This window comes from Anaerobacillus sp. CMMVII (assembly GCF_025377685.1).
Taxonomy (GTDB): domain Bacteria; phylum Bacillota; class Bacilli; order Bacillales; family Anaerobacillaceae; genus Anaerobacillus.
Window position 1 is genome coordinate 15,406 of sequence record NZ_JACEHK010000020.1, and the last position, 20,865, is coordinate 36,270.

The window sequence follows — 20,865 nt, forward strand, 5'->3', positions numbered from 1 at the left end:
TCTTTAAGATTAGATTTATATATCCTTATTACAAAAAACATTTTAAAAGTTTGAAAGTTTTTTTTCTAGAGCTTAAAAAATCTCAAACTTTAGATAAATTAAGAGTTAACATTTAAATCATTCTTTTAAGAAGTAAAACATAAAAAGGGTATTTTCAATCTATTTTACCAAAGTATTCAAAAAATTCTATTATTTTCACTAAAAATTGTTGTAATATTTAGAAACTTCGGTTAGTATAATTGTATACAAATATACAAATATTTATAAATACAGTAATACACTATTAAATTTGTATAACTTCAATAAGAAGGGAGGTAGCTAGAATGCAGGCTCGAAACAAGCTTAGACTTTCTACTAAGGATTTAGTGTATATGGAGATTAAGGATAAAATTATTAAATGCGAGTTAAAACCTGACCAAATTTTAAATGAAGAGCAATTAGCAAACGAGTTAGAAATTAGCAGAACTCCATTACGTGAGGCGCTACAAAGACTAGAAGCACAGGAATTAATAAAGCGTCAGAAAAATGGTCGCTTAAGAGTTGCTTCTATATCAGCCGAAGAAGTTAGAGAAATGTTTAACGTTCGGACGTTATTAGAAGGGCTAATAACAAGAGAGGCAACGTTAAAAGCGACAGAAGAAGAAGTAGTTAAATTAGAAGAAATTACCAGATCTCTTACTGAGGCAAAAAGAGTGAGGATGTTGTTCATTTTGGAAGTATGTTTCATCACCTTCTATACGATATTAGTAGAAACAAAACTGCAACCCAAATCTTATATCAACTAAATGATCACATAAGTCGGTACCGGAGACTTGGTCCGATCCGATCTGAACAAAGAAGTTCAGCTGCAGTAGCTGAACATGTAGAGTTATTTGAATTAATTAAAAAAAGAGATGCAGATGGAGCAGAGTTGGCAATGAGAAAACATATCGAAAATAGCTTAAACTCAGCAGTAGCTTCAATTGAGGTTTATCTGCAATCATTATTAAAGGAGGAACAGGATGAATAAACCGCAAAAATTTAAAGAATTATTAAGGAATAAAGAAATAATTGTTATGCCAGGGGCGTTTGACGGAATGTCAGCTAGATTAGTAGAAGAAACTGGTTTCAAGGCAATGTTAGCGACTGGTGCTGGAATATCTAACAGTCAATTAGGTTGGGCAGATGTTGGTTTAACAACAATGACAGAGGTTTGTCAACAAGTCACTAAAATGGCAGACGTAACCACAATACCAATTTTGGCTGATGCCGACACCGGTTATGGAAACGCTATCAATCTTATTCGTACTGTAAGAGAGTTTGAAAGAGCAGGTGCTGGTGGTATTCAGTTGGAAGATCAAGTTTCACCTAAAAATGTGGTCATTTTTCTGGTAAACAAGTAATTTCAAAACAAGAAATGGTGCAAAAAATCAAAGCTATTATTGATACTAGAGAAAATAAGGATCTTGTCATCGTAGCAAGAACAGATGCAAGAGCTGTGAATGGTCTAGACGATGCCTTAGATAGGGCGTATGCATATGCAGAAGCAGGTGCTGATGTTACCTTCGTCGAGGCACCTCGCAGTATTGAAGAATTACAAAAGATAACCAAGGAATTAAAAGGTATCCCTCAAATGGCAAACATGGTTGAAGGTGGTTTGACACCTCTATTGAGTGCACAAGAGCTTCAGGACTTGGATTTTAAAATAATGATTTGTGCAAACACTGCGTTACGTGCTGCCATAAAAGGAATTCGTACAGCTTTAGGAATTTTACATGACGAGGGAAGTCAAGCAAATCTACAAGACTATATTTGTACTTGGGAAGAAAGGCAAACTTTATTTAAGCTTAATAAGATAAAAGAATTAGAGAACAAGTATTTAAAATTCTAAGTGAGGTGGAATGAACGAAATGACGGCAACCAAAAAACTGGCCAAATTTGTTTATGAACTTGAATTTGACCATCTTTCAAGTGAAGTACAAGAACACTTACATTTCTGTTTACTAGATGCAATCGGATGCGGAATTTACGGGTCGACAAAGCATTGGAGTCAAAAGGTTATTAAGACGTTTGAGGATATTGTCCCTAAGTCGGATAATCAAGGTGCCAAAATCTTTGGTCATTCTACTAATTATACTCCAGATCATGCGGCTTTGATAAATGGTACACTAATTCATTGCTTTGAATTTGATGACTTGCACAAGACAGCTGTCATCCACCCTGGCGCAGAAATTATCCCTGTGTTATTAGCTTTAACAGATTATCTAGAAATGAATGGAAGAAATGTTACTGGTAAAGAATTTTTAACTGCCTTAGCAGCTGGCTATGAAGTTGGATGTCATGTAGGGATGTTAACTGGCGCGGAGCAACTGAATCGAGGGTTTCATCCGTCAGCAACCTCTGGAATTTTCGGGGCAGCCGCAGCTGGAGCAAAATTATTGAACCTTTCTGAGGAAGAAATTCTACATTCGATTGGGATTGCCGGGAGCCAAGCAAGTGGCTTAATGTCAGCCCAATATGAAGCAATGGTTAAGAGAATGAACCCGGGGAAAGCTGCTCAAAATGGGTTACTCAGTGTCATGTTAGCCAAAAATGGATTTACTGGCATTACGAATGTGATTGAAGCGAGTTATGGTGGCTTTGCTCAAACATTTGCTGATGTGCACATTAAAGATACCGATTTTGATAATTTAGGAGTAGACTTTGAAACACTGAATGTTGGCTTTAAGCCTTATCCTTGTTGTGGTAGTAATCATACAACCATTGATTGTACTCTTGAAATGGTAAAGGAAAATGGAGCTGCATTTAAGGTAGAAGACATCAAGGAGATACTTATTGAAACAACAACAGCAACGAAACATCATGTTGGTTGGGAATACAAAGCTAGCGGAGCGATTGCAGCCCAGATGAATCTTCAATATGCAACTGCCGTTACCTTGCTTGATGGGGAATGTACCGTAAAGCAATATGAAGATAGAAAGATTGAATCAGAAAATGTAAACGCTCTTATACAGAAAATTAATATAGAGCCAAATCTAGAGTTTGATAAAAGTGGTCGTTCAGGAAGACACCATATTAGAATAACAACAACTTTTTCAGATGGTACGACTAAAGTGAAAGAAAAAGTGCATGCAAAAGGAAGTATGGTTGAACCGTTAACTTATCAAGAGGTAAAATCTAAGTTCTTAAATCTAGTAGGCAATGTTTATTCGGAAGCTACGAGTCATGCATTGTTAGACCAGTTACTAACTTTGGAAACATCATCTGACGTTATAAAAGTTTTTCAAATATTTCATGGTGAACTAACCAAAAGTGGGTGAAGATTATGGGAAAGACCATGCTAGAAAAAATCCTCTCGTTTAAAAGTGGAACACAGGTATCTAGTGGAGAGTTAACCATTGTTGATGTCGATATGCTTGTTTCTCATGATGGTAATCGTCCCCAAGCGACTGATGTTTTTTACGAAATGGGTGGCGAACGAGTCTTTGATAAAGATAAAGTTAAATTGGTGATTGACCACGCACCTACCGTTCCGAATCAGACAGCAGCAGCTATCCATGCGCAAATGAGGCAATTTGCGGATCAACAACAGGTTGAGATTATAGGACCGGGTGAGGGGATTTGTCATCAAGTAATTGCTGAAAGAGGTTATGTTTATCCAGGTAACTTATTAATGGGAACTGATTCTCATACTTGTACCTATGGTGCGCTCAATATGCTTGGTATTGGAGTAGGTACTAGTGATTTAGCCGCTGTAATGCTTACTGGAAAGATATGGCTTAAGGTGCCAGAAACGATAAAAGTAGAATTAACAGGAGAGATTCCTGATGGTGTCTATCCAAAAGACATCGTTCTTGAATTGATACGAGTAATTAGAGCAGACGGAGCAACATATAAGGCATTGGAATTTTGTGGAGACGCTTTGAACTCTATATCAATTGAAGGGCGTATGACTATTTCGAATATGGCTGTAGAGGCTGGTGCGAAAACTGCAATATTTCCATACGATGACATTTTAAAGTCTTGGCTTGAGAAAAGACAAAACATAGCAGATCATCAACCGGTTTATCCAGATCCTGATGCTTCATACGAACATGTGATAACGATTAATGTTTCAGAGTTAAAGTCTCGGATCGCAATTCCAGATCAAGTTGAAAATGTAGTAAGTTCCGAAGCGCTAGGAATAAAAATCAATCAGGCTATTATCGGTACATGTGTAAATGGTAGATTAGAAGACTTGGAAGTTGCTGCACATATTTTAAAAGAGAAAAAGCTTGCAGATGATGTCCGGCTGTTTATCACTCCTGCCTCAAGAGAGATTTACTTACAAGCTTTAGAGAAAGGTTACATTGAAACATTTGTTAAGGCTGGCGCGAATATTGGTATTCCAGGTTGCTCAGGATGTACAGGAGGTGCCCATTTTGCTATCCCATCTGATGGAGATGTAGTAATCACTTCGGCTAATCGGAATTTTGTTGGCAGGTTAGGAAATCCCAAAGCAAGTATTTATCTAGCCTCTCCGGCAGTCGTAGCTCTTTCAGCAATTAATGGTAAAATTACCTTCCCTACTAATAAGGGAGGTGTAGCTATATGATAAAAGGAAATGTTCATGTTTTCGGAGATCACATCAATACAGATGTAATTATATCAGCTAAAGGAAAGAATCGAAACAAAAAATAGAAGAAATGGCACCATATGTGATGGAAGATATCCGCCCTAATTTTTATAAAGAGATAACCGAAGGAGACATTATAGTCGCTGGTAAAAACTTTGGTTGTGGATCATCTAGGGAAGCTGCCCCAGCGGTACTGAAGGCGGCCGGTATATCAGCGGTTATCTCACCACTTTTTGCAAGAATATTTTATCGAAATGCAATAAATGTAGGGTTGCCAGTAATCACACTAGAAAGCGCTAACAAAACCTTTTCCGCAGGGGAAACATTGGAAATAGACTTAGAGTTAGGAAAAATACTTAAAGTCGATTCAGGCATCTTAACAAACTTTCAACCTATTCCATCGTTTATGATGGGTATTCTTAGAGAGGGAGGGTTAGTTCCCTACATTAAAAAAAATAAGAGATTTATTTTAAGTAATTAACTAATCATTAAGAGGAGGAATTTTCTATGAAAAGGATATTAATGTTCAGTGTTGTGGTTTTGGTATCAATCATGCTAGCTGCCTGTGGAAGTAAGTCCTCGAGTACTGGAGAAAATTATCCGTCAAAAGCGATTGAATTAGTGGCTGCTGGTTCCCCAGGTGGAGGGCTTGATTCACTTGCTCGTGCCGTTGATCAAGGTTTTAATGATGCTGGCTTAAGAGATCAACCATTTAATATTACTAATAATGGTGGTGGTGGTGGAAATCCCGCGAGAGCATATATGAAAGAAAAAAACGGAAATCCTTACCACTTATTATCGGAATCAAATCGAGTCTATATAAATAACTTAGTTGGAACTACAGAACTAGGTATTGACGATGTTACTCCAATCGCACGAGTTGCAACTGAATACTTAGTATGGGTAGTTAAAGCAGACTCTGAATTTACAGATGCAATTCAAGTCTTAGATAAATTAAAAGAGGATCCACATTCTGTTCTATTTGGAGTAGGAACTGTTCCTAGTAATGACCAGATGAATGTCTTAAGACCTGCTAGTGAGTACGGAATTGACGTCAGTCAAATTGAAATTGTCGCCCATAACAGCGGAGGCGATTTAATAACCCAATTAGTAGGCGGACATATTCCAATCGTTTCTACTGGTATTTCTGAAGCAATCGAATTCGTAAAATCAGGTGATGCTAGAATTTTGGCAGTATCGGCACCTGAACCATTGCAAGGTGAATTAGTTGATATACCAACTTGGAAGTCGCTAGGTATTGATGTTTCGATCTTACATTGGAGAGGGATTTTTGGACCTCCAAATATGCCGGAAAATACAGTTGAATACTGGGATAATAAATTTGGAGAGTTAGTCAATCAGAAGAATGGCAAGCGATTTTAGATAGGTATGGATGGTATGATGCATATGCAGATTCTACAACTTTCCTAAAGGATTTAAAAGAAGAAAAAGCTAATATGGAGGGAATCCTTAAAGCTGTAGGAATGATAGATGAGTAAAATTGTAATGCTATAGTGTGAATTTAATTATCTGAATTTTCATTAAATAACTATGGTAACGTGTGACTTTTTTAAGATTAGGGCTACACGTTACCGTAGTTAAGTATAGTATTTAAGTTTTTTAGGAGGTGTAAGCAATGGAATGGAATAAAGATCGCATAACAGGATTAGTAGGTTTCTTATTTGGATTATGTTTATTAATTGCTGCTTTGAAGATTCCAAGTCCTCCTACGGCAACTTCTGATTTTATGGGTCCAGCGGCATTTCCTATTATCGTAAGCGTAATGGTGATATTGTGTTCTATTGGTATCTTTTCTTCAATGAAAAATTTGTATCTAACAATATTGGTCTTCAAGATATTTTTCAAATGTTAATCTATGTAGGCGTGCTAATTGTGTTTTTGTTAATAGCACCTTATTTAGGTCTTGTTATAAGTTTCTTTTTATTACTATTTGTTTCCATGATGATTATTAAGAGAGAGAAGGTAATTAAAACAACCGTTCTTTCAGCTTCTATTTCACTATCTCTGTATATAATTTTTGAGTTCTTTTTGAATATAACGTTCCTGCATGGCCTTCAATATTTTACTAGGAAGAGAGGAGGTTAACTTTTGGAAACTATCTCGTTGTTAATTCAAGGTTTAGTGATGCTTTGACTTGGAGCAATTTATTTGCAGCTATTGTAGGAGCGGTTGTTGGAACTATTGTTGGTATATTGCCAGGATTGGGTTCCTCCGCAACAGTAGCTATATTAATACCAGTAGCTTTTTCAATGCCTGCAGATAGTGGAATGATCATGATGATTGCTGTTTATTTTGGTGCGATGTACGGTGCATCAACGACTGCTATCCTTTTAAATATTCCAGGGGCTCCATCGACAGTTATAGCTACAGCAGACGGATACCCACTTGCTCAACAAGGGAGAGCTGGTCCAGCGATATCAATCACAGCCATTGGTTCCTTTTTCGGAAGTATGGTCGCCATTTTAGGCTTAATGTTTTTAATTACCCCTTTAAGTAAATTTGCTTTGAAATTTGGTCCCATTGAATACACGGCAGTTATGATTTTTGCGCTAGTTATGGCAGCTACCTTAATGGGAGGGTCTTTATTTAAAGGGTTTCTCTCAATTGGTTTGGGCTTAACATTTGGTTTAGTTGGAATAGATTTACAAAGTGGAGTTAGTAGATTTACGTTTGGTTCAGGCCATTTAACTAGTGGGATCGATATGATTGTCATAATTATTGGTGTTTTTGGACTAGGTGAAGTGCTGTACTTTTTAGTTGAGCAAAAGAAAAATGTGAATTCTGGAAAAGAATAGCGATAAAAGGTAGTCTTATTCCGACTAAGAAAGACTTAAAAGAATCAACCCCAGCCTACTTTCGGGAGCGATTATTGGGTTTTTATCAGGTTTATTACCTGGTTCAGGGAGTACGATCGGTTCTTATCTTTCATATTCCTTTGAAAAGAGAATTTCTAAGCATCCAGAGCGTTTTGGTAAAGGAGAAATGAAAGGACTTGCAGCGGTGGATACAGCAAATAATGGTTCTGTTGGCGGGGCTTTAGTCCCGATGTTTTCGCTAGGAGTACCTGGATCTGGAACAACAGCCGTTTTGTTAGGAGCCTTAATGATGTATGGAGTATCTCCTGGACCGCAATTCATTGCTAATGAACCGGATTTATTTTGGGCAATTGTAGCTTCACTATTTATTTCTAATGTTGCTTTAATTGTTCTAAATTTACCTCTCATCCCTTTATTTGTAAAATACTAGATATCCCTTCTCGTATTTTAATGCCGTTGGTATTAGTGATTGCGATGATGGGAACTTACTCCGTTAATGGTTCTTTTAATGATTTGTGGTTACTTTTAATCTTTGGTGTACTAGGATTTTTTATGAAAGTATCTGGGTTATCGCCTGCACTATTAGTGTTGGCAATCGTATTAGGAGAAAAATTCGAAAGTTACTTTAGAAGAGCTATTATTGTATCTAAAGGCGACATGACAGCGTTTTTTACAAGTGGTATTAGTATGACATTAATTAGCGTTGCTTTAGCTTTTGTTTTATACGATATTTTCAAAACGGTTAGGGCAAAAAAGAAAAAGTATAAAAAGTTAATCAATAACCAACTATTTTTTCAACTTGAAGAAGGAACCATAATGAAGTTGCTATGGATAGTTATGATATGCCAAGCAGTTTATTCAATTATTATAAGAGGTTCTCGACCAATTATATCTCTTTATGCAGATAATATCGGAGCTTCTCCGTTTTTTATAGGACTACTTGCAGCGGCCTTTGCTTTTCTTCCAATGTTATTTGCCATTTCAGTTGGTAAATGGCTAGATAAACAAGGAGCAAAAAAAATGACAATGATTGGTAGTATAGGGATGTTACTATCTTTTATACTACCAGTCTTGTACCCGACATTATTTTCACTACTATTCAACCAACTCCTAATTGGGATTTCACACCTATGTATATTAATTTCCCTGCAAAAAACGGTTGGGAATATAGTAGGTGATCGTGATAGACTGATTGCTGCATTTAGTTTGTCAGGAGCTTTTGGAGAATTCGTTGGTGCAATATTAACGGGATATCTTTTTGAAATGACTGGATTTCGTTGGACATTCTTGATAATGATTCTGTTTATTATCGTGGGACTAGTTTTTACAAGATTAATGCCTAATATGGTAAAGAAAGAACAAAAAAAATTGGTCGATAAAAAAGCAGAAAAAACTTGGAAGATGCTTAAAAATGTAAATCTTAGAAAAGCGCTGATTGTCAGTGGGTTAGTTCTTTTTTCTAAAGATTTGGTCGTAGCTTATTTTCCTGTTTATGGTAATTCTATCGGGTTGAGTCCATCTCAAATAGGGCTAGTTATAGGCTTGCTTTCTGCTATGTCAATGATTATTAGATTTTTACAATCAGAATTGGTGCACACGATTGGAAGGGCCAGACTCATGGTCTTATTATTAGTTGTTAGTGGAATTTCTTTTATACTTATACCAACTACTAGTAGTCTACTTTTATTAATACTTATATCGTTGGTACTTGGAGCAGGACTAGGTCTTGGCCAACCATTAAGTTTAGTCTACACACTGAATGTCACTCCTGAGACAGGCAAGGTGAAGTATTAGGATTGAGATTAACATTTAATCGAACTTCACAGTTTGTTGCTCCATTTATTTTTGGAGGAATAGGACAGTTTGCAGGCATTAATCCAATTTTTTTCGTTAGTGGAGCTATCTTGATAATAGGATCCTTTTTTACAAAAATAAGAGAGTGATATTTGTTAAAGTGTAAGATTTCGAGTAAATAAGGGTGCCTGGCAACCGCGGATAACAAATAGTATTTTTATTTCTACAAGAGGCGATTTATTTATAACGCCTCTTAATTCTTCCCCTCCGATGTAATGAAGACATGGCAGCGAGCGGGTCATTACTTTAATCATTCGTTTGCAATTCTTACCTCCCTAGATTGATGGGTGTGCAATTCGCCTCTAACGATACAACCAATGTGTTTGTTCTACTTTCTTTGCAATAATTCTCCTACTCTCCACCGCCAACATTCCCACAACAGCCCCGTAGTAATACTGAATAAAGCTAGTGTTGATCTTGCTCTTTTTCCACTGGTAAACCGACTCCTTAAATCCCTTAATGATCGTCGGTAGGAATCGTTCGATAGGGTCACTTATCCTCTGGCTTCGATAAGCAATCAATGCTCGATCCCATAACTGGCAAATATCCTTTGCTCGATCAAAGAATGGTTTGACGACTTTGACAAAGCTTTCTGGAACATAACTTGGGACGTATGTGTAATCTAATTCTGCTAGTGTGATAGGACGAAGATCTTTTATTCTTTTTGTATTTGTTTCAAAAGAAATAGTTTCAGTAGAGATTTCTTGGCTTTGAACTGTTGGAACTGTAGAGGTTGGCGTTTCTTCGCGCTCTGTCAATTTTTCCGTTATCGCTCCGTCAAAATGGTGAAAGATGTAGACGTTGTGTGAGAAACCACCTTTTTCGCGTGTTGTATGGTGAATCGAGAGGATGCCTAACTGTTTAGCTTTACGTAACATTCTCTCAAAAGTAGAGCGGGAGATCCCGCCCTTTTTATCCTGTGTTGCTTCAACTAACTTGCAAATTCGTGCGTTACAGACGCCGATTATTTTGACACTAAAACGAGTCAGCTGCGAGAAGGCTAGAAGTTCACTTTTTGTAAAGTTAGTTTTGAATTTTTCTACTACATGTTTGATCATATCGTTAAACTCTTGAAGGGAGTTAAATTGACTTAAATGAGCGAATTGGTTAATGTGGCCTGATTTCATGGAGATGTTCCTTTCTCGGCTAACGTGGAATTAGTAATGGATAAGTTCAGGGGTACTACGTGGCATGCAGAAGGTTTTTTCGTTCGTAAAATGAGTAAAGCGGATGATGCATTGAGCAGTTCTGTACATTTGTTTTTCGATTGTATAGTAAGAAACAGGTAGCTTTAATTGCAGTTCGTTTTTGAAGGTAATCACCGTATGATTTTTTTGATATGGTGAAATAGAATGGACATGATCGTGGAAGATCCAGGAGCATTCAAATTGTGTAGGCGAATAGGTAGGAAACGCGTAGATGTGTTCAGTTGGATTGATCGGGATCGGTACTTTGTGTTTGGCTCCGGTAAGATAGGTAACAGCTGCTCGTCTTCCTTCATAGGTGGAGCCGCCCTTTAAGCAAGCTGCTTTGATGATCTGAAACGGTGTTTTTCGAATGTAAAGCTTACGATCTGTTTCAATGGCGATCGTATGATAGTCTGGATGTGCGACTGAGAGGAGGGCCAGTGTATCTTTGTTGACACTATAGTTTGCTAGGATTACAGTATTCAATTTTAAACACTCCTTAATGATGGTTTGGAAAGTAGCGATCATGATTGAATTTCGTATGCTAGAAAGAAGAGTTACAGGAGACAGGAGTAATGTTACTCCTGTTCTTTGAGGTGTTTTTTGATGTCTGGTAGAACTTCATGCTCAAATTTGAGCCAGTATTCAGAAGGGTAAGTGTCTAATGAAACAGCAATTAATAGTAATACATCATTTGAAAAATTTCGTTTTCCTAACTCAAGATCACTTATGTATTGCTGGGTCAGACCAACTTCAGACGCTAGCTTATCCTGTGACCAACCTTTCTTATCTCTACTAGCTTTAATATATTTACCTAACTCGGAAGTCCAGACTAATTTTGGTTTCAATTATTTTCATTCCTTTTACTAACATTATGAAAAATAACTGAAACAAAACTTACAAACTATAGTATGTAACTGCTTGTTGTTATGAATAATAGGTGAAAATTTTATAGTTTTTTGTAATGTTCTGCTGAAAAAACAGAGGTGTAAGCAGTCAAATCAATGTTTAATAATTTGACTAATGAGCTAAAGGAAAAGAAGTGCTAGGCACAACAAAGTAAAGCAGTTGATAGCAAGGTAGCCAGTGAGGATAGTGAATATGGACTGGGAATTAAGAAATGGAATCCATAAAAAAAATATTAGTTTATTTTATTCAACAAACGGATTGTTGAAGAGAGTTTTTTTGTAATATTATGTTGAAGAATGTCTGAGTGAATGGTAAATTTAAACAGTGTAGGAATTTTTATTAGGGGGTACTAATTTGAGATTAGAAAAGGGATCTTAGAGAGTTTTAGATCTTACAAGCAAAAGCTACTGTAGATGTTAATGATATTACATTATTAATAGGAACGAATGATATTGGTAGATCAACAATATTAGAGGCATTGGAGATTTTCTTTACTAATAGTTTAGTTAAGATAGGACATGAAGATGTATGTGTCTATTCTGAAAATCAAAAATAACTATTGGATGGCGACTTCAGATATTCCTTCTAGCCTCGTTTATCGATTCTACTGCCGAAACTACATTACAACAAGAATCCCTCCTTAATGGTGAAAATCTTCTAGATATACATAAATTCTGTAGTAAAAAACTCTTACATTTATTCAAATAATTCCTCACATATTAGATTAGTGAATTAAAAGGATATGCATTTAATGGTAAAAACGAGAGGTGAAAAAAGTGGATACAAATAGAGAAGTTATAGAAGAAGAAAAAATTTCACAGATAGAAAGACTATTAATAGAATTAAAGGAAGCGCAACAGCAAAGTGCTGCAACTATTGCGGTAGATCATAACTTAAGATCTTTATCTACACCGAAAGGAATTTTTAAGTCTTTCTTAAAAGCTGGTGGATTGAAGATTATTTTGTTGCTCCTGGTCATCCTTGTTTCTCTAGTCGTCATTACTTCAGGAGGATTTTGGCTATTTTCGGGCAGTACCTTCAAACAAGAGTCAGTAACGTTTGTAGAACATGTTCAAGAGCTAGCAACATTGGCAACAGCTAAAGCTCATACGAAAGCAGTTATACACGAAGAGGATAATAAGATTTTCTCGAAAGACATTTCTATTAATCTACCTGGAACAAAGCGAGAACTTCTATTAATTGTACCTGGGACGGTAATTGCTGGTGTTGATTTGAAAAGGATTACTTCTAAGGACATGGTTATAAATGAAGAAACAAAAGAAATAGATATTACTCTTCCTCATGCAGAGCTAATTCAGGACACGTCATTACAGATGGATAAAATACTAACCTATGTCAATGGTGGGCTTTTCCGTGGTGAAATTACATGGGATGAGGGATTTGACCTGGCTGCTAAGGCACAAGAGCAAAGTCGTCAAGATGCCATCTCTGGTGGTTTACTAGATACTGCAGAGAAAAATGCAGAAAAAGCGTTAAAGGAGTTTTTTAAGAATATTGGTTATAAGGTAAATGTCACGTTTAACTAATAGGACGGCCTGCCCATACTACTTGGTGCAGGCCTGTTCTGCAATTTGCTGGGGAACCATAGAGGATTGTCGAATTCTACTAATTGTAGAATTCGACAATCATTAAACCAAATATTTTTGGCTCTTTGCTATTTAGAGTAGGTGTAATTGATTACAAGCAAAGAGAATCCCTACCCTTTTTTAGCTTTTCAAATTGTTCCATTCTAGAAATTGGTCATCAAGCTAAGAAGGAGTTATCTTAGTCCAACGGGTTCTATCTTCATCTCTAACTTATTAGCTGTCGCATAGAAACTTATTTATTTGAAATACTAGTGTTTTAAAAGATGGTAAATGGATAATTATTGTATGAAATGTATATGTAATCTACTAATCATTGGAGTGATTTCATGTTAAAAAATCTATTTAGAAAGAAAACAGATCTTGACGAATTATCCTCATCTAATATTAATGAAGTCGACAAAATTGAAATTGAAGAAGAATTAGTTGCTGATTTAATAGATAAAGCAGAAAAACTAAATGCTGAAGATATAAACCAACACGAAAAGCATTTCTCAGAGGAAAAGTTTTGGACTAAGGTTCAAAAATTTCCTAAAAAAGCTGGAACTTCTTTAGTCTACGCAGTGCTATTACTTTATTACACTCTTCAAAAGCCAGATGTACCATTAAAAGTTAAAGCAACCATTGTTGGGGCTTTAGGTTATTTTATTTTACCTCTAGATATTATACCGGACTTAGCAGTTGGTGTAGGATATGTTGACGACTTAAGTGTTGTAATATTTGCTTTAGTTCATGTAGCTTTATATGTGGATGATGAAATTAAAATGCAAGCCAAAAATAAATTAAAAGATTTATTTGGTGAGAATGTAGATACAACTGAGATTGATAATAAACTAGGAAGATAATGATATTATGGAAGCATTGGGGCGCGGTTCTCATGCTTCCATAATAGTTATATAATTTTAGTTCTCTTTTCAAAGGGGAGTATCCATTCTAAAGTTGAGGTGTTAAAGTGAGTTTTTAAATTAGTTTGTAGACGATTCTACATAAGTAACGAGCAGATAAATGTAATAGAAGGTATTACACAATATTAAATAATTATTGTATTCCAAATTTTTCTAAAGTATAATTATCTTAATAAATTGAAAGGGGTGAGGTCGATGTTAACTGAATTCAATAAGTTTTGTTTTGTTTCGTCCTTACCTAATATTGTTTAATAACAATATTAGCCCTTTGGACGGATCAGAAATAGGGGCCTTCAAAATAAATTCTAAAGAAAGGGAGAGTCAAAAGTTTTACGTTTTTGGTTCTCTCTTTTTATTTTGAATGCTTACCTAACTTATTGAGTAATTTATTACTTTTAAAATAAGAAGGGAAGTAATGTTAATGATGAAATTAAGTACAATGAAGAAAGTTATGGATACTGTTGACAGTGAATGGAGAAGTCCATTAGGGGAACTGATTCTTGAAAAATGGGGATATGATGAAGGAACTGTATTTATTTTACGAGCAAGCGCTAATTTTATTTTTGTTTTCAAAAAAGACGGAAAACAATATTATCTAAGATTTAATGATTCTTGTGAAAGAGACTTATCAACGATAGAAGCAGAGTTGAACATTGTTCAGTATTTAGGAAGTAAGTGCTTACACGTAGCCCAACCCATTAAATCATTAAATGGAGAATATATAGAAACGGTAAAAACTGAAATTGGAACATTTTATGCAGTTGTTTTCGAAGCAATTAAAGGAAAACACTATGATTTTGAAGAAATAACAAGTGATCAGGCTTATTTATGGGGAAAGTCTTTAGGTGCTTTACACGAAAATCTTAAACAATTACCTGAAGAATATAAAATTAACCGTCCGAGTTGGAGGGAGAATTTATTAAAAGTAAAAGAAATACTTCCATCTAACGAAACCGTTGCAAAAAAGGAATTAGAAAGAATAGTAAAATGGGCTGAGGGTTTAAATATATCAAAGGAAAACTTTGGGATTATTCATTATGACTTTGAACTAGATAATCTAGTATTTGCTGAAAGTACAATAGGAATGCTTGATTTCGATGATTCTTCTCTAAATTGGTATGTTGCTGATATTGTTTATGCACTAAGAGATGCAGGAGATTTTAATATTAAGCATTCTATAATTACAAATTTTATACAAGGGTATGAAAGTGAGACTTTACTAGACATGCAAATACTCAAAGAAACATTGAGTTTGAGAAGATGCACAAATTAGTATTATTTGGAGTCCTAATTAGAAGTGTTGATATTGACGAATCGGAAGATCACCCGAATGGCTCGTTAAACTAAGAAAGAAATTATGCAATGTGATAGTGAAATATCGTCATTCATTTGAAGAGGTAGGTAAAAATAGACAACATATGGAGAGCTAATCTTTTAATATGTTTTTTTCTTAAACGTAATTGTGCGGACAAAACTTAAGTGAGTTTGAGTGCGAAAAGGCTACAACAACTAACGTATTCCTTTGTTAAATAAATACGAAAAAAACAACAAAGTCATTTCCTGCGCAGTGCAACGATACTTGTAATTGAATAACCCTCTAAAGAGACGATTGCTTTCAAAGCAATCGTTTTTCGTATTTGAAGGATACTGCGCAGCAAGCTATTAGGATTAAATTATATTTTTTATAATTCGAAATCATAAAAAATAAGGTTTTTTCCATTAAATTGTTCGAATGAAAAATTTCCATTTTTTATAAAAAACGAACAATGTAAATTACATGTGGATTTACGTTTGCTCCCTTTCAACTGACCGGGTTAGATTTTTTCTTCATTGGTTGTTATTGATTCCTATCCCTATTTATTCTCCAAATAGAGAAAGAATATGGTACTATAATGAATAACAAGTTAAGGGAAGGTATTTTAAATGACTATACAAGATCAACTAACTAACTATAGACGCTCTATTCCTAAAAACAATCCGAGAAATAGTGGCACCTCTAAACGGAAAAAATTATTTTATTTGGTAGTGTTATTTTATGGGCTGGGTTACTGGCTGGTGGCTATCTGTTAGCCTATAACTATTTGAAAAAATTCATACTTCATTAGACCTCCAAATTCAAGAAATCAAGCATCAAAACGAAGCAGTAACTACTCAATTAGCACTTTTCAATCAAGAGTTAAAAGCGTCTACGGCTGAATTAATCGTTGTTACTAACGAATTAAATTATATTAAAGGTACACTAGAGTTAACTGGGGAGACCATAACAGGTAGCGATCAAACTAGACTTGCATTACAAGAACGAATGACTGAGTTAGATAAGCGACTAAATCAATTAACAGCTCAATTAAAAAAATTGGAGGAAGCAGCGCGTGCCCATTAAGATCCAACTATTTATTGTTTTTCTTCTTGCGCCCTTTTTTGGCTCATTACTCTATTTTACTCAACACAATCCCTATTCTAGTTTCGATAGTACAAGTTTACTAGAAGGATACACGGAAATACAGGAACAAAACGAAACATTAAAACAAAACCTTTTCGAAAAAGGAGAATTATTGACTGAAGCAATTTCAGTTAGTCATGTTTCTAATGAACTATTAACCTACGTTCAAAACAATGCAAATGAAGAATTAGTAGAATATTTAATGCAACAGGAAAAATTAAATTTAATCGTAGAGGCTAGCGTAACGTATCAACAAAAATCAGCGGATTTGAGTGAAAGTTTATTAACTACGATGCTTGGCGAACCCATCGATCAAACATTCGGTGAAAATTCAATAGTGAAAATTTATTCACTTCAAGAAGCGGGCTATAGAGGTTTTATGGCAAAAATTCGTCTCCATAATCCTAAAGCGATTCGGATGGTGTTAGCCAGTGATGAAGTTGCCAGTTTCGGGGAAACGACTAGTCAAGCAGCTGCTAGGACAGGAGCAATCTTGGCTATTAACGCTGGCGGGTTTACTAATAAAAATGGCAAGCTTCAACCAATTGGAATTACGGTAATTGATGGTCAAATCGTAACATATTCCAAAAACCGTTTTAGCTTCATAGGTTTTAATAAAAATGGAAATCTAGTTGGCGGGAATATAACTTCAAGAAAGCAAATTAAAGAATTGGAAGTTTTACAAGGAGCAAGTTTTCTGCCCACTTTGTTAAAAGAAGGAAAGAAGCAACCTATACCAAAAGAATGGGCCAAAGCAAGACACCCTCGAACAATAATTGGACACTTCCATAACGGAGACCTTTTCTTTATGGTTGTAGACGGGCGAAGGACTGGTTGGAGTACTGGTGTAACGTTAGAGGAAGCACAGGAAAAATTGCTAGAGTTTAACATAAGAGATGCATACAATCTAGACGGTGGAGGCTCTAGTACCTTTTACTATAATGGAAAAGTACTAAATAAACCATCGGAAGGGCGAGAAAGAAGAGTAACAACAAATATTGTCGTCATACCTTAAAACAGAAGCGCGGGGACGGTTCTGCTGCTTCCTTGACTTCCGGTGCCAGGCACTCCTCGAAAAATCTTGTTCCACACGTAGGTTTCACAAACTTATCATACCAACATTATAGATTTTTTTTACCAGGAGGCGGTTTAAAAAACGCCTCTTAGTTTTTATCCTCCGAAGTTAATGAAGTAATAAGCAGCCAAATCAAAGTGAGTAAAGTGAAACATTAATTATGGGGAGTAAGTGGCTATAATAGAGAAGCGGTAGGCCTTTAACTTTAAGCTGTAAAAGGTTTCTGTCATGATAGATGCCTCAAGGATAAGAGGCTTATTCCATGGAACATTTATCATACATTTTACACTCCACTGGGTTATATAACTACGAAAATCAATATATATGGTCACAATAATAGGTAAGTATGGTTGCCAATCTTTTGGGGCTATTTTTTTTGTTTACATATAAAAAGATGATAAAAATTATCAAGAATTTATCCTTTCTAGAATGTATTATTAAACTAGGAACGAAAGGGAGGATTTCCGTTGAGTTATTATGTTAATCTTCAAAAGGCAATCGACTATATTGAGAGCAATTTGAAAAGTAATATAAGTTTGGGGCAAATAGCGAAAGTTGCTGGCTACTCAATACCTCATTTCTATAGGGTATTCTGTGCAATTGTGGGGTGCCCTGTGAAGGAATATGTACGTAAAAGAAAACTGAGTAATGCAATGTTTGATGTAGTAACCTCAAAAAGTAGCATAATAGACATAGCTTTTAGATATGGTTTCGAATCCCATGAGGCATTTACTCGATCTTTTAAATTGGCTTACGGAATGCCACCAAGTAGTTTTCGAAAAGTTCAAGTAGAGCCAATCCTCTATGAAAAGTTAATTTGCTTTCTAAAAATAGGGCGGATGAAGATACAATATTGAAACCAGAAATTATTTGTAAAGAAGAAAGACTACTTTTAGGTATAGTCAGAAAAATAAGTCAAGGAGAAAACTTGAAGTTTGGACTTTTACTAAAAGTAAGAAATGAATTTATGGAAATGGAAAGAACTATTCATACCAGAGGAAATACTGAATTGTACTATGCAGCTTATGATTATAACGCAGAAGACATTGGTAAAGAGAACGAGGGGATTAATTACAATTATTTTTATGGTGTAGAAGCATTAGAATATGAAAACATTCCCACTGGTATGGTAAAAAAGGTTTTACCCCAAGGTAAATATGCTGTTTTTTATTATGATACCAAAATAATACATTAAACGGTGAAAGATTGAGTCAGGCTGTGTATGATTATATTGACGGTATATGGCTTCCTAATTCGGGCTTTGAGCTTGCTGATATACCTGACTATGAGATCATTCATAAAAATGAAACCCATATAGATTTTTACATTTCAATAAAGTAAATGTAATTAGCACTTAATTTATAATGGAAGGATAAAAGGAATATGTTTTATAAGAAAATAGAAACAGATAGATTAATACTGAAAACATTGATAGAGAAGATTTAGAATTTATTTTTACCCAATTTTCCGATGATGATATAAATAAATACTTATTTGATGCTGATCCTTTAAAAGATATTAGCGAGGCGAACGACATAATAGAATTTTATTTAAAACCTGAGCCTAGACCACAACATAGATGGATAGTAATACGTAAAGTTGATGGGGTAAAGATGGGAACCTGTGGATTTCACTGTTGGAGTATCGAAAATTCTAAAGTTGAGATAGGCTATGACCTGAAAAAGGAATTTTGGGGAAATGGATACATGTTTGAAGCTTTAAAAGGAATTATAGAATTTGCTAAGAACTCAACGGATTTAAAGGAGATAAATGCCTGTATTTATACTAAAAATCAAAAGTCTATAAATTTAGCGAAAAAACTAGGTTTTGTTAGAACTGGTTCAAAGTATGAGATTTTTAGAGGGGAGAATACTTTCATAGTATATATTCTTTAAATTTATACTAGAGATATTAAACTTCCGGTCCCTGGCACTCCTAGTCAATGTCACTGACACACCGAAAAATCTTGTTTCACACCATGTTTCACAAGGGCGGTAAATCCAAAAGCATAACTAAACTATTTTACAGGAGGCGGTTTTTAAATCGTCTCCTTATTACTTTTTGTTTCAAAAGATATAGTTTCTGTAGTGATTTATTTTAATACTACTCTATATATCTGAAAAATAAGATAAGTAATATGGCACTGTTTTCCAAAAAAGGTGTAAAATTAATGTAAATTATAGTAGGTGATTACTAAAAAAAAATGGGAGGGCGAAAATGCAAACAAACGAAATTATAATCGAGGTCGATCAAGTAAGATCTGGAAAGGTGAATATCATTTCTTTTTACAGGGAAAATAAGCTGATAAATAAACCAATGCTAAAGCTAAAGGCAGGATCAGAGAGATATAACTATTATTACAGACACCATCTCGATGGCGATGATTTAGTCTTATTAAGTAAGCGGTTACCCGGCATTTATCCGTACGATGGCAGGAAGAGTACTAATGATTGGGCGGATGAAATGAAACGTGAGTTCAAGAGATTGATTGTAAATGGTGATTTTGATAAAAGGCTAGAAAAAGATGAAGTGGTGTACGATATTAGGTTTGTCTGGGTCAACAACTAATAATGAAGGTAAGGGGGGAGCATAGCATTATGTTAGAACTTTTTAAACGAAAAAAGAAATTTTGGGTCAACGTAGATATTCCGACGAAAATGTTTACCGTTCATACAAATTGTACATATGAAAACAAGAAGAGTGAAACAGATTATAAAGGTATTAATCGAATTAAAAGAGACGGTGGTTGGTTAAATTTCTCTTCAATAAAAGAGATTGAAAGTTTTTATAGTGAGAACTATGAAACGTTTTTTTATAAAAAACATTGTTGATCAAAGTTGATTTATAGATTGGTTTAAAAAAACTTTTGAGGTGATTGTATGAGAATAGGGAAAGCCGAAAAGGGGAGTCAGTATTTATTACAAAAGTATGTATCGGGAAAACAGGAACTATTAAATCAACTATTAGTATCAAGTTCTCCGACACTACTTTCCTTTTTAGATGAACATACTGATATTGAATGGTGCTCTCCAATTGCTGAAAATGGATATTATGAATATCGTGATGATTTCTTAACTCCTTATTTTCAGAATGAACCAGAACAACAAGCTGCGTTGATAAAAATACGTAACTATTGGCCTAAAAATGGGCCTCAATGGGATGGTATAGCAGTGATTACTAACGGTAACATATCAAAGGGTTTAATCCTTGTTGAGTCAAAGGCTAATATTAGTGAGACATATTCTAAAATGAAAGCATCATCAGAAGTGAGCCGAGACTTAATTGAGAAAACTCTTACTGATACTCAAAAGTTGTTTGGGTCACAATCTTCTCTAGAAGCGTGGACAGAAGAGTTTTATCAACTTGGAAATCGGCTAGCACTTTTACATCTCTTAAATAATGAGTTGAAAATCCCTACTTGGCTAGCACTAGTTAATTTTACAGATGATACTTCACATAA

25 protein-coding genes and 1 pseudogene are annotated in these 20,865 nt (G+C 35.1%); 23 read left to right on the top strand and 3 right to left on the bottom strand.

Annotation, left to right across the window (positions count from 1 at the left end; translation table 11 throughout):
- The first annotated feature begins 323 nt into the window (after positions 1–323).
- The 12 genes and pseudogenes from H1D32_RS24680 to H1D32_RS24735 all read left to right on the top strand — a co-directional run bounded on the left by H1D32_RS24680 (position 324) and on the right by H1D32_RS24735 (position 9,225).
- Positions 324–785, top strand: a complete 462-nt coding sequence (locus H1D32_RS24680; protein WP_261180820.1) for a GntR family transcriptional regulator — start codon at positions 324–326, stop codon at positions 783–785.
- A complete protein-coding gene (locus H1D32_RS24685) occupies positions 719–1,009 on the top strand; it encodes an FCD domain-containing protein (RefSeq protein WP_261180821.1) in 291 nt (96 codons plus the stop codon). The genes H1D32_RS24680 and H1D32_RS24685 overlap by 67 nt, the downstream gene beginning before the upstream one ends.
- Positions 1,002–1,382, top strand: a complete 381-nt coding sequence (locus H1D32_RS24690) for an isocitrate lyase/PEP mutase family protein (protein ID WP_261180822.1) — start codon at positions 1,002–1,004, stop codon at positions 1,380–1,382. Before H1D32_RS24685 ends, H1D32_RS24690 begins: the two co-directional genes overlap by 8 nt.
- A gap of 14 nt (positions 1,383–1,396) precedes the next feature.
- Positions 1,397–1,870: an isocitrate lyase/PEP mutase family protein gene (locus H1D32_RS24695; RefSeq protein WP_261180823.1), complete on the top strand. Its 474-nt coding sequence runs from the start codon at positions 1,397–1,399 to the stop codon at positions 1,868–1,870.
- Positions 1,871–1,880: 10 nt separating this feature from the next.
- A complete protein-coding gene (locus tag H1D32_RS24700; protein WP_261180824.1) occupies positions 1,881–3,299 on the top strand; it encodes an MmgE/PrpD family protein in 1,419 nt (472 codons plus the stop codon).
- A 5-nt stretch (positions 3,300–3,304) separates the two neighbouring features.
- Positions 3,305–4,573, top strand: a complete 1,269-nt coding sequence (locus H1D32_RS24705; RefSeq protein WP_261180825.1) for a 3-isopropylmalate dehydratase large subunit — start codon at positions 3,305–3,307, stop codon at positions 4,571–4,573.
- Between the two features lie 82 nt (positions 4,574–4,655).
- Positions 4,656–5,075, top strand: a complete 420-nt coding sequence (locus H1D32_RS24710) for a LeuD/DmdB family oxidoreductase small subunit (RefSeq protein WP_314733499.1) — start codon at positions 4,656–4,658, stop codon at positions 5,073–5,075.
- Between the two features lie 26 nt (positions 5,076–5,101).
- The gene (locus H1D32_RS24715) at positions 5,102–5,977 is read left to right on the top strand and encodes a tripartite tricarboxylate transporter substrate-binding protein (protein ID WP_261180827.1); all 876 of its coding nucleotides are present in this window, start codon (positions 5,102–5,104) and stop codon (positions 5,975–5,977) included.
- Positions 5,978–6,230: 253 nt separating this feature from the next.
- Positions 6,231–6,467, top strand: a complete 237-nt coding sequence (locus tag H1D32_RS24720; RefSeq protein WP_261180828.1) for a hypothetical protein — start codon at positions 6,231–6,233, stop codon at positions 6,465–6,467.
- Between the two features lie 277 nt (positions 6,468–6,744).
- The gene (locus H1D32_RS24725; protein WP_261180829.1) at positions 6,745–7,410 is read left to right on the top strand and encodes a tripartite tricarboxylate transporter permease; all 666 of its coding nucleotides are present in this window, start codon (positions 6,745–6,747) and stop codon (positions 7,408–7,410) included.
- A 73-nt stretch (positions 7,411–7,483) separates the two neighbouring features.
- Positions 7,484–7,962: pseudogene (locus H1D32_RS24730) on the top strand (tripartite tricarboxylate transporter permease); the annotation flags it as partial.
- Positions 7,963–7,983: 21 nt separating this feature from the next.
- Positions 7,984–9,225, top strand: coding sequence for an MFS transporter (locus H1D32_RS24735; protein ID WP_261180841.1), 1,242 nt, complete (start codon positions 7,984–7,986; stop codon positions 9,223–9,225).
- A 362-nt stretch (positions 9,226–9,587) separates the two neighbouring features.
- Here the strand turns inward: H1D32_RS24735 and H1D32_RS24740 are convergent, their stop codons facing one another.
- From H1D32_RS24740 to H1D32_RS24750, 3 genes are all read right to left on the bottom strand, one after another.
- Positions 9,588–10,343 carry a hypothetical protein gene (locus tag H1D32_RS24740; protein ID WP_261180830.1) on the bottom strand — a complete coding sequence of 252 codons (756 nt, stop codon included), beginning with the start codon at positions 10,341–10,343 and terminating at the stop codon, positions 9,588–9,590.
- A gap of 99 nt (positions 10,344–10,442) precedes the next feature.
- The gene (locus H1D32_RS24745; protein ID WP_261180831.1) at positions 10,443–10,958 is read right to left on the bottom strand and encodes a competence protein ComK; all 516 of its coding nucleotides are present in this window, start codon (positions 10,956–10,958) and stop codon (positions 10,443–10,445) included.
- 92 nt (positions 10,959–11,050) lie between these two features.
- Complete coding sequence (locus tag H1D32_RS24750; RefSeq protein ID WP_261180832.1) at positions 11,051–11,320, bottom strand: helix-turn-helix domain-containing protein; 270 nt, start codon at positions 11,318–11,320, stop codon at positions 11,051–11,053.
- Positions 11,321–11,769: 449 nt separating this feature from the next.
- On the opposite strand from H1D32_RS24750, the gene H1D32_RS25610 reads away from it, so the two are divergent.
- The 11 genes from H1D32_RS25610 to H1D32_RS24795 form a co-directional block, all read left to right on the top strand.
- Positions 11,770–11,937, top strand: a complete 168-nt coding sequence (locus H1D32_RS25610) for an AAA family ATPase (protein WP_396126347.1) — start codon at positions 11,770–11,772, stop codon at positions 11,935–11,937.
- Between the two features lie 220 nt (positions 11,938–12,157).
- Complete coding sequence (locus tag H1D32_RS24755; RefSeq protein ID WP_261180833.1) at positions 12,158–12,928, top strand: DUF4230 domain-containing protein; 771 nt, start codon at positions 12,158–12,160, stop codon at positions 12,926–12,928.
- A gap of 386 nt (positions 12,929–13,314) precedes the next feature.
- Positions 13,315–13,830 (top strand): YkvA family protein, encoded by a 516-nt coding sequence (locus H1D32_RS24760; protein ID WP_396126346.1) that lies wholly within the window; start codon positions 13,315–13,317, stop codon positions 13,828–13,830.
- Between the two features lie 481 nt (positions 13,831–14,311).
- Positions 14,312–15,163, top strand: a complete 852-nt coding sequence (locus H1D32_RS24765) for a phosphotransferase enzyme family protein (RefSeq protein WP_261180834.1) — start codon at positions 14,312–14,314, stop codon at positions 15,161–15,163.
- A 1,096-nt stretch (positions 15,164–16,259) separates the two neighbouring features.
- Positions 16,260–17,345, top strand: coding sequence for a phosphodiester glycosidase family protein (locus H1D32_RS24770; RefSeq protein WP_261180835.1), 1,086 nt, complete (start codon positions 16,260–16,262; stop codon positions 17,343–17,345).
- Positions 17,346–17,923: 578 nt separating this feature from the next.
- On the top strand, positions 17,924–18,262 hold the full coding sequence (locus tag H1D32_RS25615; protein ID WP_396126348.1) for a helix-turn-helix transcriptional regulator: 339 nt from the start codon (positions 17,924–17,926) through the stop codon (positions 18,260–18,262).
- On the top strand, positions 18,259–18,600 hold the full coding sequence (locus tag H1D32_RS24775; protein ID WP_261180836.1) for a GyrI-like domain-containing protein: 342 nt from the start codon (positions 18,259–18,261) through the stop codon (positions 18,598–18,600). Before H1D32_RS25615 ends, H1D32_RS24775 begins: the two co-directional genes overlap by 4 nt.
- A gap of 232 nt (positions 18,601–18,832) precedes the next feature.
- Positions 18,833–19,300, top strand: coding sequence for a GNAT family N-acetyltransferase (locus tag H1D32_RS24780; RefSeq protein ID WP_261180843.1), 468 nt, complete (start codon positions 18,833–18,835; stop codon positions 19,298–19,300).
- Between the two features lie 322 nt (positions 19,301–19,622).
- Positions 19,623–19,973 (top strand): hypothetical protein, encoded by a 351-nt coding sequence (locus H1D32_RS24785; RefSeq protein WP_261180837.1) that lies wholly within the window; start codon positions 19,623–19,625, stop codon positions 19,971–19,973.
- A gap of 29 nt (positions 19,974–20,002) precedes the next feature.
- On the top strand, positions 20,003–20,236 hold the full coding sequence (locus H1D32_RS24790) for a hypothetical protein (protein ID WP_261180838.1): 234 nt from the start codon (positions 20,003–20,005) through the stop codon (positions 20,234–20,236).
- Between the two features lie 48 nt (positions 20,237–20,284).
- On the top strand, positions 20,285–20,865 hold a 581-nt coding region (locus H1D32_RS24795; protein ID WP_261180839.1), incomplete at its 3' end, for a hypothetical protein.